General features: G+C 67.3%; 12 protein-coding genes and 1 riboswitch. Of the genes, 2 read left to right on the top strand and 10 right to left on the bottom strand.

What is annotated here, in order from left to right; genetic code table 11:
- Nucleotides 1-4: 4 nt before the first annotated feature.
- Complete coding sequence (gene cls / locus QNO10_RS12480; protein ID WP_442860225.1) at nt 5-1,480, bottom strand: cardiolipin synthase; 1,476 nt, start codon at nt 1,478-1,480, stop codon at nt 5-7.
- 84 nt (nt 1,481-1,564) lie between these two features.
- Between cls and QNO10_RS12485 the strand changes: the two genes are divergently transcribed.
- A complete protein-coding gene (locus QNO10_RS12485; protein ID WP_229946819.1) occupies nt 1,565-2,446 on the top strand; it encodes an aminodeoxychorismate lyase in 882 nt (293 codons plus the stop codon).
- A gap of 30 nt (nt 2,447-2,476) precedes the next feature.
- Here the strand turns inward: QNO10_RS12485 and QNO10_RS12490 are convergent, their stop codons facing one another.
- The 3 genes from QNO10_RS12490 to QNO10_RS12500 are packed head-to-tail and all read right to left on the bottom strand — an operon-like array spanning nt 2,477 to nt 5,546.
- Nucleotides 2,477-3,280, bottom strand: coding sequence for an energy-coupling factor transporter transmembrane component T family protein (locus tag QNO10_RS12490; protein ID WP_229946817.1), 804 nt, complete (start codon nt 3,278-3,280; stop codon nt 2,477-2,479).
- Nucleotides 3,277-4,875: an ABC transporter ATP-binding protein gene (locus QNO10_RS12495; protein ID WP_229946891.1), complete on the bottom strand. Its 1,599-nt coding sequence runs from the start codon at nt 4,873-4,875 to the stop codon at nt 3,277-3,279. Before QNO10_RS12495 ends, QNO10_RS12490 begins: the two co-directional genes overlap by 4 nt.
- Nucleotides 4,876-4,928: 53 nt before the next feature.
- Nucleotides 4,929-5,546: an ECF transporter S component gene (locus tag QNO10_RS12500; protein WP_229946815.1), complete on the bottom strand. Its 618-nt coding sequence runs from the start codon at nt 5,544-5,546 to the stop codon at nt 4,929-4,931.
- Between the two features lie 91 nt (nt 5,547-5,637).
- Nucleotides 5,638-5,773, bottom strand: a riboswitch (TPP riboswitch).
- A 91-nt stretch (nt 5,774-5,864) separates the two neighbouring features.
- Between QNO10_RS12500 and QNO10_RS12505 the strand changes: the two genes are divergently transcribed.
- Nucleotides 5,865-6,128: a DUF4235 domain-containing protein gene (locus QNO10_RS12505; RefSeq protein WP_229946813.1), complete on the top strand. Its 264-nt coding sequence runs from the start codon at nt 5,865-5,867 to the stop codon at nt 6,126-6,128.
- Nucleotides 6,129-6,167: 39 nt separating this feature from the next.
- Here the strand turns inward: QNO10_RS12505 and mnhG are convergent, their stop codons facing one another.
- Genes mnhG through QNO10_RS12535 form a run of 6 tightly spaced genes read right to left on the bottom strand, consistent with a single transcriptional unit; the run spans nt 6,168 to nt 12,697 of the window.
- Complete coding sequence (gene mnhG, locus QNO10_RS14630) at nt 6,168-6,701, bottom strand: monovalent cation/H(+) antiporter subunit G (RefSeq protein ID WP_442860224.1); 534 nt, start codon at nt 6,699-6,701, stop codon at nt 6,168-6,170.
- A 3-nt stretch (nt 6,702-6,704) separates the two neighbouring features.
- Nucleotides 6,705-6,962: an MrpF/PhaF family protein gene (locus tag QNO10_RS12515; protein WP_442860226.1), complete on the bottom strand. Its 258-nt coding sequence runs from the start codon at nt 6,960-6,962 to the stop codon at nt 6,705-6,707.
- Nucleotides 6,962-7,558 carry a Na+/H+ antiporter subunit E gene (locus QNO10_RS12520; RefSeq protein WP_229946805.1) on the bottom strand — a complete coding sequence of 199 codons (597 nt, stop codon included), beginning with the start codon at nt 7,556-7,558 and terminating at the stop codon, nt 6,962-6,964. Before QNO10_RS12520 ends, QNO10_RS12515 begins: the two co-directional genes overlap by 1 nt.
- Nucleotides 7,555-9,165, bottom strand: a complete 1,611-nt coding sequence (locus QNO10_RS12525) for a Na+/H+ antiporter subunit D (protein ID WP_229946803.1) — start codon at nt 9,163-9,165, stop codon at nt 7,555-7,557. The genes QNO10_RS12520 and QNO10_RS12525 overlap by 4 nt, the downstream gene beginning before the upstream one ends.
- Entirely contained in the window at nt 9,162-9,647 is a 486-nt protein-coding gene (locus QNO10_RS12530; protein WP_229946801.1) for a Na(+)/H(+) antiporter subunit C, read from the bottom strand. The genes QNO10_RS12525 and QNO10_RS12530 overlap by 4 nt, the downstream gene beginning before the upstream one ends.
- Nucleotides 9,644-12,697: a Na+/H+ antiporter subunit A gene (locus tag QNO10_RS12535; RefSeq protein ID WP_229946799.1), complete on the bottom strand. Its 3,054-nt coding sequence runs from the start codon at nt 12,695-12,697 to the stop codon at nt 9,644-9,646. Before QNO10_RS12535 ends, QNO10_RS12530 begins: the two co-directional genes overlap by 4 nt.
- Between the last annotated feature and the right edge of the window lie 150 nt (nt 12,698-12,847).

The raw sequence follows: 12,847 nt of genomic DNA on the forward strand, positions 1-12,847 counted from the left end.
AAACCTACTGCAGGGTGGCCGTCAACCTGGCGACGTTGTCGATGTACCGCTGCCACACCGGCCGGCCCACCCAGTTCTCCAGGATCAGTTCCTTGGACAGCGCCCGGTAGGTGTCCTCGATGCGGCGCATCTGTTCCACAATGGTGCCGTCAAACATCATCACTGACACTTCGAGGTTCAGCGAGAAGGACCGCATGTCCATGTTGCTGGACCCCAGCACGGCCACCTCGTTGTCGATGGTGAAGTGCTTCGCGTGCAGCACCAGCGGCTTGGGGTACTGGTAAATCCGGACGCCCGCCCGCAGCAGCGCCTCGTAATAGGAACGCTGCGCGTGGTCCACCAGGAACTGGTCGCCCTTCTCGGACACAAACAGCTCCACGGCCACACCGCGCTGCGCTGCCGTGGTCACCGCGTACAGCAAGGTGTCATCCGGGACGAAGTACGGGCTGGTGATGGAGATGCGGTCGCTGGCCGAATAGATCAGGGACGCGAAGAGGCGCAGGTTGTTTTCCGTGCTGAAGCCGGGACCGCTGGGAACCACCTGGCAGGTGACGTCCCCCGGATCGAAGGACCAGTCGTACAGGTCCAGTTCCTGCTCCAGGTTTTCGTCCGTTTCCGCGTTCCAGTCGGTGGCGAAAACGACGTTGAGTTCATCCACCACGGCACCTTCCACGCGGGCCATCAGCTCGACCCAATTGCGCCCGGACCGGCGGTTGCGGCGCTTGTTGTAGGCCGGTTCCACCAGGTTCTGTGAACCGGTGAAGGCCACCGCACCGTCCACCACGAGGATTTTGCGGTGGTTGCGCAGGTCCGGCCGGCGCCAGCGCCCTTGGAACGGCTCGACCGGGAGCATCCGCCGCCACTGGATATCACTGCTGCGCAGTTCACGCAGCAGCTTCCGGTAGCCGGGAATGCGCAGGGTGCCGATGTGGTCGAACAGGAGGCGGACGGTGACGCCCCGGCCGGCAGCGTCCTTCAGCGCACGGAAGAACCCGCGGGTGACGTCGTCGTACCCCATGATGTAGAACTCCACGTGGACGTACCGCGTGGCTTTTTCCACTTCGCGGGTCATTTCCGTGATGGACTCGTGGTAGTCGCGCTGCAGCTCCACCTTGTTGCCGTCCAGGGTGGGGAAGGACCCCAGCCGGCGGTTCAGTTCGGCCGCATTCAGCACCCACTCGGGGCCACTGTAGTTGGTGCCCTCGGTTTCCAGTTCCTTGGTGTTCTCCCGGACCAGCCGGTTGATTTCCGCCTGCCGCTTCACGCGCTGCTCGGAGAGGCGGTGGTTGCCAAAGAGGGAAAAGAGGATGATGCCGGGAATCGGGAGGAAGAAGATGCACAGCAGCCAGGCCATCGCGGTGGTGGGGCGGCGGTTGCCGGGAACAACGCCCAGGGCAATAATCCGGATCGCGTAATCCACCGCCGTCAGAACGACGGCCGTCCATCCGGACAGCTCAACACCGGTCAGAGACCACCACACACTCTTGCTCCTCCCCAAAGCCGCCTTGGAGACAGCTTATCCGCCCGGAGGCTGCTCCCGGGCCTCCGGGATTACGCTGGTGCCATGACTGTTCTGGTTTTCCTGGATTCCGCCTTCCCCGACGGCCGGCCGGCCGACGCCGGTGAGCCGCAGCTGATGATTAATGACCTGGGCGTGACGCGCGGAGACGGGATCTTTGAATCCCTGCTGGCCGTGGATGGGGTCCCCCGCAAGCCTGATGCCCACTTGGACCGGATGGCCTCCTCCGCGCAGTTGCTGGAGCTGGAGATTCCTTCCCGGAAGGCGTGGGAACGGGCCATCGCCACGGCCCTTCAGCTGCATGCTGAGGCGGAGGGCACCGGTGACACCGGCCGGGCAGCCGTGAAGCTCGTGGTGACCCGAGGCGTCGAGGGTGCGGATACGCCCACCGCGTGGGTGCAGGTGACGGCGGCCGCCGATGCCTCCCGGCAGCGTGCTGAGGGCATCAAGGTCCTGCTCCTGGACCGTGGTTACGACAGCCTGGCCGCCGCCCGCGCGCCGTGGCTGCTGCTTGGCGCCAAGACGCTCTCCTATGCCGTGAACATGGCTGCCCTGCGCTACGTAAAGCAGAACGGCGCCGACGACGCGATTTTCACCTCCTCCGACGGCAAGGTCCTCGAAGGGCCCACCTCCACCGTGGTGCTCGCCCGCGAGCGCAACGGTGTGCGCACCCTCCTCACCCCGGAGCGGAAGAGCGGCATCCTGGCCGGAACCACGCAGGACGCCCTTTTCAAGGCAGCCGAGGCAGCCGGCTGGGAACTGGGTTACGGACCGCTGGTGCCGGAGGATTTGTTCGCGGCCGACGGCGTCTGGCTGGCCTCCAGCATCCGCCTGCTGGTGCCGGTCCGGTCCATCGACGGGCGGGAACTGCCGTTTTCCGCAGCTTTGAACAGCGAACTCACCCGACTGGCGGACGAAGCGCTCTGACCCGGGAGTGGCCAGCCCCCAGGGCCGGCCTCAGGTCAGGATGAAGTTGAAGGTTCCGGCGGTCACCGCCGCGGCCACGGCTGCCGCGGACACGGCCAGCCCTGCCCCGAAAATGACGGCATCGATCCGGCTGTAGGTGGACGTCCTGGCCCAGGAACGTTCCGCAGCCCCGAAGCCACGCGCTTCCATGGCCGTGGCGAGGCGCGTGGCACGGCGGATGGCCTGCACCAGCAAGGCCAGGGACTGCCCCGCGAAGCCGCGGAGCCGCGCGGCTCCCCCGGCGTCGGGACCGGCCCCGCGGGCGTGCCGGGCCAGGCCGATGGTGCGCCATTCCTCCACGAGCAGGCCCACCAGCCGCATGGCCGCCAAGGCGCCCAGCACAAAGCGGTGCGGCAGCCGGAGCTTCTGGGCCAGGGCATCGGCCAGGTCCGTGGGATCCGTGGTGGCCAGCAGATAGATTCCCGGCAGCGCAATCGCCAGGCCGCGCAGGCCGATGGCAATACCCGCGGCTATGGAACCGGAGGTGAACACCAGCGGACCGGCGTCGAACAGCACCGTTCCGGTCTTCTCCGCCAGCAGCGCCGTCCCCCACGCCCCGATCAGGGCCGCAACAAGCAGCGGCCAGATCCGCCGTACCAGCGTCCCCGGCCGGATATGCAGCAGCGGCAGCAGGGCCAGCTCGGCGGTGAGGACGACGGCGGCGCTCACCCAGTCCACCGTGATCAGTACGGCCAGGGTCAGGAACACTGCCGCCGCGAGCTTCGACAGCGGATTGGCCCGGGCAAGGAACGTCCGGGCGGACGGCGCCGGTGCCCCGGCAACTGCGGCGCTCACGGACTCACCCCGGCATCCGGCACCGGACCGGCCACGCCGGCGGGCGCGGGTGCGGGTGCGGGCGCGGGGGCACTACCCACTGCTGTCAGCACTCCGTCCACCACCCGCAGCTCGCGGGAGGCGAGCGCAGAGATGAACTCGGCGTCGTGCGTCACGGACACCACACAGCGTCCCTCCGCCAACTGCCCGCGCAGCAGGGCCACAAGTTCTGCCCAGGTGCGTGCGTCCTGTCCGAAGGTTGGTTCGTCCAGCAGCAGGATGGACGGCTCCGTCGCCAGCATGGTTGCTACGGAGAGCCGGCGTTTTTCCCCGCCGGACAGCGTGAACGGGCTGGCGTCCAGCAATCTGTCCAGCCGCAGCCGTTCAGCGAGGAGCTGCACCGTGGCCAGCACCTGCGCATCCGTGTCCCGGCCGAGCCGCCTGGGCCCGAAGGCGAGTTCGTCCAGCACGGTGGTGGCCAGGAACTGGTGTTCCGGCTCCTGGAAGACGGTGCCGATCCGGTCCACCAGCTGCGCGGAGGTCCAGCGGCCGGGTTCCGGCCGGGCGGTTCCGGCCAGCACCGGAGCAGCGGCCAGGGTACCGTCCCTGGGCCGGAGCAACCCGCCCAGGGTCAGGGCGAGGGTGGATTTCCCGGCGCCGTTGGGTCCGGTGATGCCGACGGCGGTTCCGGCGTTCAGGCTCACGTCCACTCCCGTCAGCACCGCAGGGCCCCGGCCCGTGCGGGCCACAGCCAATCCGCGCGCCTCCAGCAGCCGGGGGCTGGGGGCGGCAGCGGTCCAGGGTCCGCCCGGGATTTCCGGTCCGCTGCCGGGAAGCCAGACACCGGACTCCGCCAGGGTGCGCCGGTGTGAGGGATTGCCGAGTACCTGCTCCGGGGAGCCGTCCGCCAGCACCCCGCCGCCGGCGGCAAGGACCACCACGCGGTCCACGACGCCGGCCCAGACCTCCACCCGGTGCTCCACCACGATGAGCGTGGCGCCGGTACGGTCCAGCACCCGGGTGACGGCGTCGCGGATTTCCACTACCCCGTCGGGGTCCAGGTTGGCCGTGGGTTCGTCCAGGAGCAGCAGTCCGGGTTCCATGGCCATGACGGACGCGAGGGCCAGACGCTGCTTCTGCCCGCCGGAGAGCGCGGACGTGGAACGGTCCAGCGGAACGTCGAGTCCGACGTCGGCCAGTGCTGCCCGCACCCGCGGCCAGATTTCGGCGGCCGGAACCGCCAGGTTCTCCGCGCCGAACGCTACTTCGTCCCCGACCCGGGACAGGACGGTCTGGGAATCCGGGTCCTGCAGGACCAGCCCGGCCCGGCCGCGGAGGGAGGCGGGATGGGCGCCGTCGAGCAGCAGGGTGCCGTGCTCCTCGCCGCCGGTATCGGGGCCCAGGACCCCCGCGAGGGCGTGCAGGAACGTTGATTTGCCGGCACCGGAGGCACCGAGCAGCAGCACCCGTTCACCGGGGGAAACCGTCAGGTCCAGCCCTGAGACCGCCGGGCCCGTCCGTCCGCCGTGCCGCCAGCCCCAGCCGCGGGCCGTCAAGGCCGCCGGGCGGGACCGGGTGCGGGATGCCGGGGATGTGCCAGCCGATGTGTCAGCCAGCGTGGACAGCCCGGCGGGCCGGCCGCGGCCGCCTGTGAAGCCGAACCGCACCGCTACGCCTGCCCCGTCCGTCCGGACGCAAACGGAGCGAGCGCGCCCGTCCGGGCCAGGGCACGGACGGCCAGCCACGACAGGCCGCCGGCAAGCACCGCGCCCGAAACAGCAGTGAGCAGGACATACAGCAGCTGCCACTGCGCGGCCCACTCCACGTTGTAGAGGACGTTTTCGCTCAAGCCCAGGAACAGGCCCGACCCCAGCCCCGCGAGCAGGGCCACGGGAAGGGTGAAGCGGCGGTACAGGAACAGCAGGAACACCAGCTCGGCACCCAGGCCCTGCAGGAAGCCGGAAAGCAGCACGGACAGGCCGAACTGGGTGCCCAGCACACCCGACACCGCCGCGGCCAGCATTTCGCAGTAGACGGCGGCACCCGGTTTGCGGATGATGAGCCCGCCCAGCACCCCGGCGATCAGCCAGCCGCCGGTATAGAGACCGGCAAGCGGCGGAAAGGCCGCGGTGAGTGCGCTGATCCCGGCGTAGCCCAGGGACCAGGCCCAGAACACGACGCCTACGGCCACGGCAAGGACGGACGCGACAACAATGTCCACCACACGCCAGCTGCGCCCGGAGGCTGCGGATCTGGCGGAGCGGGGTGCTGCGGAAAGGTCTTTCATGAATATCCTCCTGTTTTCAGGAGGGGAGGGTGCTGCGGCACCGGCGAACCGGCGCACTTCCCCCGTAGGCCGCTGCCGGCCAACGGGGAATTTCCCTGAGCTCTCGACTCCCTTCGCCGGTACTAACCGGATCAGGTTCGAGGGTCTGCGGCTACCCGCACTCTCAGCGCCTTGTCTCCGCGGGTCCGAAGGACCTGATGCGGGACGGCGCTCCCCTGTCGTATGTTTGCGCTTCCACTCTACACAGCCACCCCCGATCCGGCGACGGGTAAACGGGTACCGTAGGGTTAGGAAAAACGCCCGAAGCTAGGAGTCCTCATGAACCTGATCCTCAAACTGCTCGGAACCGGAGGCAGCATCCTCGCCGGACTCGTCGCCACCAAGGTGCTGGATTTCGCCTGGACAAAGGCCACCGGCAACGAGCCGCCCAAAGATGCCGAGGGCAGCCTGGAAAACAGCCTCCGCTCCGCCGTGGCCTTCGCCTTGGTCTCCGGTGCTGTCAGCCAGGTCATCCGTGTGCTGACCAACCGCGGCACGCAGCGCGCCATCCAGCGGTACCAGAAGACCCCGGAAATGGTCTAACCCGCCGCTTCTGCTCCGCCCCCGGGCGGAACATCACGCTCAGCCCTCGGGACTGCTTCCCGGGTGCTGGGCGTTGCTGTTTAACCTGCGTTCCTCCGCCGTGCCCCGGCCGGCCAGCAGCTCGTCGTCGTCGAGCTCTACAGCATGCTCGTGCCCCGGATCATCGTCCACGCGTGGATCGTCTTCCTCATTTTCGAGGGCTTCCTCTTCGGCTTCCCGGAGCAGCCGCTGGGCGCGTTCAACGACGTCGTCGAGTTCGTCGATGACCAGCAGTTCGGGCCGCAGGTGCTTGGTCCGGTACCCGGCGCGCCCCACCATGTGGGCGGACACCGGCGCGGTCAGGAGCATAAAGATCCAGGCCACGGCCAGGATGGGCAGCAGTTTCCAGCTGCGGAACTCCACCGCCATGGCCAGCAGGAACAGCAGCAGTCCCAGCACCTGGGGTTTGGACGCCGCGTGCATGCGGCTGAGCAGATCCGGAAAGCGGATCAGGCCGATGGCAGCGGCCAGGGACATCAGCGCACCGCCGAACATCAGCACGGCGACGATCATGTCGATTACGGTCTCATCCATGTCCTACCGCCTGTCCGTCACGAAACGGGCCACCGTCACGGAGCCGATGAACCCGATCAGGGAGATGGCCACCAGCAGGGCGAGGTAGTCGAGGTTGCGGTAGACAATCATGTCAACGGCCAGCGCCGCCCCCACAATGGCCAGCAGCACATCCGTGGCCAGCACCCGGTCCAGGATCGAGGGGCCGCGGGCAATCCGGTAAATGGCACCGGCGCCCGCCACGGCCAGCATGCTGGACACCACCATGACGGCTGCACTCATCATGCCCACCCTCCTATCTTCTGTTTCCGCGTTTCAGCGGTTTCAGCCCGCAGTGCGGCCAGCTCCTCTTTGGTTCCCATCGTGCGGATCAGCCATGCTTCGGCATTCAGCACGTCTTCCCGCACCTTTTCCGCCTGCTCGGGCGTCGAGACATTCAGTGCGTGCAGGTAGAGCGTGGAAGTGGAGCGGTCCACTTCCACAATCAGCGATCCGGGAATCAGGGACAGCGCATGCCCAGTGGCCGTGGTCAGCAAGTCGGAGCGGCTGCGCAGTTTCACGCCGATCACGCCGTTGCGGATCCGCGGGCCGCGGACGACGGCGAGCCAGAAGACGTGGAAGCTGGCCTGCACCAGCTTCCAGATAAAGCGTCCGGCAAAGACCGCCGCGTAGAGCGGGTTGAACCTGCCGCTGAGTTCCACGGGCGGGAGGTAGAAGATGTTCGCCACGATCAAGGCGATCGCTGCCCCGAAGATCAGGTTCCCGGCGCTGAAATCCTGCCACAGGGCACCCCAGAGGAAGACCAGCCAGATCAGCAGCGGCAGTTCCTGCAGCAGCGGGACACGTGGCCGGTTGCGCATGCGTGCTTCCTTGGTCATTGGGCCGCCCCTTCGCCAAGTACCGCTTCGATGTAGGGGGTCCGGTCCAGCAGGTCCCGGGCCGCGCCGTCGCTGAGCGAGAACAGCGGTCCCGCCGCCACGGTCAGGGCAACGCCGAGTGCCACCAGCCCCGCCGTCGGGTAGACCATGGTCCGGGGCAGCAGGTCCACTGAATCCCGGCCGGAGAACCGTCCGGTGGGGTGCTCGCTGACATTCTCCGAGCTGCGCAGGCTGGACCCGTCGGCGCTCGTGGCCAGCAGGATGGGGTCCGGGTGCACGGCGTCCTCGGGGGTCCGCCAGAACGCACGGTTCCAGACCCGGGCCATCACCAGCAGGGTCAACAGGCTGGTGGCGGCACCCGCACCCACCAGGACATAGGCCAGCGGCGTGCCCAGCTCGACGCCGGCCTGCATCAGGCCGAGCTTGCCGAGGAAGCCGGAGAACGGCGGAATACCGGCCAGGTTGATGGCCGGAATGAAGTACAGCACCGCCAGCAGCGGCGACAGCCGGGCCAGCCCGCCGAGCCGGTCCATGTTGGCGGTTCCACCGCGGCGTTCGATCAGGCCCGTCACCATGAACAGCGAGGTCTGCACCGTAATGTGGTGCACCACGTAGAACACGGTGGAACCGATGCCCACCACGGAGGCAATCGCCAGCCCGAACACCATGTAGCCGATGTGGCTGACCAGGGTGAAGGAAAGCATACGTTTGATGTCGGTCTGGGCCAGGGCACCCAGGATGCCCACCAGCATGGTCAGCCCGGCCACCACCATCAGCAGCGTGTTGATCCGGTCCCCGGGGAAGAGCAGGGTCTCGGTGCGGACCATGGCGTAGACACCCACCTTGGTCAGCAGGCCGGCGAACACGGCGGTGACCGGCGCCGGAGCGGTGGGATAGGAGTCCGGCAGCCAGAAGGAGAGCGGGAAGATGGCGGCCTTGATCCCGAACGCCACCAGCAGCATCAGGTGCAGCATCAGCTGGGTCGCGGGATCCAGTTCGCCGAGCTTCAGCGCCAGGTCCGCCATGTTCACCGTGCCGGTGGCAGCGTAGATCATGGCGATGGAAATCAGGAACAGCAGCGAGGACACCACGCTGACCACCACATAGGTGACACCGGCCCGGATACGCGGCGTGGTGCCGCCCAGCGTCATCAGGACATAGCTGGCGGTCAGCAGGATCTCGAAGCCCACATAGAGGTTGAACAGGTCTCCGGCGAGGAAGGCATTGGACACACCCGCCACGAGAATCAGATAGGTCGGGTGGAAAATCGAAATCGGCCCGTCTTCGTCACCGTCGGTCATACCCTGGCCGGCGGCGTAGATCAGCACGGAGAGGCTGATCGCCGAGGAGACCACCAGCATCAGCGCGGAGAACTGGTCCACCACCATGGTGATGCCGAACGGCGGAAGCCAGCCACCCAGGTCCACTGCCTGCGCGCCGGATTCCCAGACGGAACCCAGCAGGATGACTTCCAGGATCAGGGTGACGCTGAGGATGCTGATGCTGACCGCCCGCTGGGAACGCTGGTGGCGGATCAGGATGAAGGCGAGGGCGGCACCGAAAACCGGAAGCACCACCGCCAGCGGTGCAAGGCTGGCGGTGTTCATCGGGTCACCTCGGAGTCGTTTGGTGTGTTGCCACGCTGGGAGCCGGGAGCCTCTTCGGCTTCCTCCGGCGGAGTGAATTCCGTGGTGTCCTCCGGGACGTCAGCGTCATCCTCGGCATCGAAGCTGCTCTGGCTGGCCACGCGCCGGTCCTCAAGGTCGTCCTGGACCTCGTCCTGCCGGCCCAGGACCCAGGACCGGTAGATGACGCCGAGCATAAAGGCGGTGACCGAGAAGGAAATCACGATCGAGGTCAGGATGAACGCCTGCGGCAGCGGATCGTTGTAGGCATCCGCCGCAATGTCCTTGTTGAAGATCGGTGCCAGCCCGGCCGGGCCGCCGGTGGCCAGCAGCAGGATGTTCGTGGCGTTGGTGAGCATGGCCAGGCCAAGCACCACCCGGGTCAGGCTCCGTTCCAGCAGCAGGTAGATACCGGCGGCGTAGAGGGCTCCCATCACCAGCAGGAGAGTGATGTTCACAGTCACCGTGCCACCTCTTCCTCGGGGCGGGCATCGGCGTCGGAGCCGCCGTCGGGCCGTACCGCAATATCCAGGATTTCCGGTTCCTCCACAATGCTTTCGTTGTCGTCCTCATCGTCGGCGTCGTCCTCGCTGCGCTCGTCGATCTCGGAGCCAAGGCTGCGCAGGACGTCCAGGACCAGCCCCACCACCACGAGATAGACACCGATGTCGAAGATCGTGGAGGTGACGAATTTGACCTCCCCGAAAACCGGCCAGGTGAACTTGAGGATCGCGCTCTGCAGGATCTGCCCGCCGAAGAAGAGCGGCGCGGCAGCGGACAGCGCAATCATGCCCAACCCGCCGCCCAGCAGCGTCCCTGCGCTGACCGGGCTGGCTTCGGCAAGTTCAAAGCGGCCGCCGGCCAGATAGCGGATGGTCAGCGCGAGACCTGCCATCAGTCCTCCGGCGAAACCGCCGCCCGGCGCGTTGTGCCCGGCGATCAGCAGGTAGACGGAGAACAGGATGACGGAGTGGAACAGCAGCCGGGTAATCACCTCGAAGATGATGGAGCGGCGCTCGGGCGCCAGCGTCCGGCCAGCCACGAGCCACGCATCCCGGCCTACGCTGGAGAATTTGCGGGCCAGCGCCAGGGTTGCCTCCCGGCGGCCGGTGGGAGCAAATTGCTCGCGTCCCCGGTCCACCGATCCCGTCGCCACTCCTTCGGCCCGGCGGCGCTTATCGCCACGTCCGCGGACGAAGATCAGCGAGGCCAAACCGGTGGCGGCAATGGCCAGCACCGTGATTTCACCGAACGTGTCCCAGGCCCGGATGTCCACCAGGGTGACGTTGACAATGTTGGAGCCGCCGCCGCCTTCATAGGCGAGCTTTGGGAAGTCGAGGGACACCGGGGCAGCGACGCGTGAGGCCATGGCAGTCATCGCGAACACCACCATGCTGGCGCCGAAGGCGATGCCCAGCAGCGCCCGCAGGAGGCGGTGGCGCTTCGGTTCGCGCTTCCACAGGCGGGCGGGCAGGGAGCGCAGGGCCAGCACGAACGCGACCAGCACGATCGTCTCCACCAGCATCTGGGTCAGGGCCAGGTCCGGCGCGCCCTGGAGGGCGAAGATGAGGGCAATGCCGTAGCCGCTGACTGAGACCATCAGCACGGCGAGGAAACGCTTGGTGGCGCGGGCCGCGGCCAACGCACCCAGGATGACGGCCGCGCCGGCCACAGCCTGCAGCGGGTTGTCGAACCAGCGGAAGCTCTCCGGCATGGGCGCTGACCGCAGGATCACTGCCGTCAGTGGAGCGATGATCGCCATGGTCAGGATGACGAACAGGTAGAACATCAGCGAACCGCGCTGGGTCCGGCCCGTCACCCACACCGCGACGTCGTCGAGCACGCCGACGATGCCGCGGTAGGACCGCTCGGCGTCGAGCGGGAAGGCGACGACCTGCTGGAAGGACTCCATCCGGCGCCGCAGCAGGAAGAGGGTGGTACCGGCGGCGAGGGTAAGCACGGTCAGGCCGAGGGCCGGAGTCAGCCCGTGCCACAGTGCCAGGTGCGTGGGTTTGCCCTCCGCCGGGAAGAGGTCCGCATAGGAGACGATCGCTGCATCCAGCGGGCCCGGCCAGAGGCCGAACAGGACAGTGGCGGCCGCCAGGATCGCCGGGGCCGCGAGGAAGGACCAGGACACGGCCTTGAACGGGGTGGGGGCGCAGCCTCCCTTAGTGGCGAAGGCACCCCAAATGAAGCGGGCACTGTAGGCGAAGGTGAGGATGGATCCCGTCACGACGCCCGCCAGCAGGATCCAGGCGGCGAAGCTGCCCTGCTGCTCGGCGTAGTGCACAAAGGTCTCATAGACGGATTCCTTGGCCACAAAGCCCAGCAGCGGCGGCACTCCTGCCATGGACGCTGCACCGATAACGGCGACGACGGCCAGTTTCGGCGCGGCGCGGAAGATGCCCGAGAGTTTGCGGATGTCCCGGGTTCCGGCCTGGTGGTCGATGATCCCGACCACCAGGAACAGGGTGGCTTTGAAGAAGCCGTGCGCCAGCAGCAGGCCCATCCCGGCGACGGCGGCCTCCCGGCTGCCCAGCCCCACCACCAGTGTGAGGAAACCGAGCTGGCTGACCGTGCCGTAGGCCAGGATGAGCTTCACATCGAACTGGCGTAGGGCGCGCCAACCGCCCAGCAGCATGGTCGCCAGACCTAGGACCAGGACGATGGGATGCCAGAGCAGCGTTTCGGAGAAGCCGGGGGCCAGCCGGGCAATGAGGTAGATGCCGGCCTTCACCATGGCGGCGGCATGCAGGTAGGCACTGACCGGGGTGGGGGCGGCCATCGCGGCGGGCAGCCAGAAGTGGAAGGGCACCAGGGCGGACTTGGAAACGGCCCCCACGAGCATCAGGGCAATCGCCACGTTGACCAGCGCCCCGGCCTCCACCAGTTCCGGTGCCTGCGCCAGGATCTCGGAGATCCGGTATGTCCCTGCGGCGGAGCCGAGCAGGATCATCCCGACCAGCATCGCCAGGCCGCCGAGGGTCGTGACGATCAATGCCTGCAGCGCCGCACGCCGTGCGGAGAGCCGGTGTGCCGAGTATCCGATCAGCAGGTAGGACAGGACGGTGGTGAGTTCCCAGAAAATGAACAGCAGGATCAGGTCATCTGCCGTAACCAAGCCGAACATCGCGGCAGCGAAGGCCAGCAGCTGGGCGCCGAAGCTGCCCATCTTGGGATCTTTCGGCCGGAAGTACCTGGCGCAGTAGAACAGGACCAGGGCGCCGACGCCGAGGATCAGGATGGAGAGCAGCGCCGAGAGCGTGTCCATCCGGAACGCCAGCTCAACCCGCAGCTCGGGAATCCAGGGGATGGTGACCGACGGCGGCGCGTTCGGGGCGCCGGAGGCCAGGGTCTGGCCGGCCCCGGTGTACTGGGGGAAAGTGGCAATGAGCCAGGCAAAGGCAGCCGCGGGGAAGGCGGCAAGTATGTAGAACGCCGACCGTCCGGCCTTCCGGAACATTAAGGGCGCAACAAGTGCCACCGCAAACATGACGGTGAGCACAAACAGCACAATGATCTCCCGGGCTCTCTTATCGATTTTGCAGCACTTATATGGCTGTAGTGATCGCTGTAATTCCTAAGGGGGCGTTCAGGGTCGTATATACATACTACCCATGGCATACGCATGCCTTTGTCCCTGGGCAGCGTTCCCCCGGGGGCC

This window comes from Arthrobacter sp. zg-Y919, from assembly GCF_030142045.1.
Classification (GTDB): domain Bacteria; phylum Actinomycetota; class Actinomycetes; order Actinomycetales; family Micrococcaceae; genus Arthrobacter_B.